Raw genomic sequence first — 499 nt, forward strand, 5'->3', positions numbered from 1 at the left:
ATATTAAACAATGATTTGGCGTCTATAAGTGAGCAGATATATGTAATATCGTGGCCCTCTATTATTACTGCATTGAACACGGTAATTTCATTTTCATTGCATTCTAACCGAATATGTACACCTATCTACTATTCTACAGTGTGATATCGGCATGCTGATTTAAGGGTAACGGGAACAACTTTACTATGGGGCTAGCCGCTACCAATAAACTGATCGATCACGAAACTACTGATGTGTTGCGGTTGGGTAGATAAAGACCGATTTTATCGGGAGCATCGGTTGCTTGAAGAGCTGGTGGAGTGTGATCGATCAAATTTATGCTGTAGCCGCTGGTGAAGGCAATGTTGCAATAGTAAATAGCTACTACTTTGCAAGAATCCTTTCATCAGAAAATAAAAAGAATATCACAGAAAAGTTAGGCGCTTTCTTTCCGAGTGATGGTGTAATGGTGAATATTAGTGGTGCAGCAGTAACAAAAAACGCAAAACACAGAGAAAAT

Annotated in this window: 1 pseudogene; it reads left to right on the plus strand. The window is 38.9% G+C overall.

The annotated features are described in order from the left end of the window. Positions 1 to 307: 307 nt before the first annotated feature. Positions 308 to 499 (plus strand): annotated as a pseudogene (locus ACJ5GX_RS07305) (Fe(3+) ABC transporter substrate-binding protein); the annotation flags it as partial.

The organism is Wolbachia endosymbiont of Tuta absoluta, from assembly GCF_059414725.1.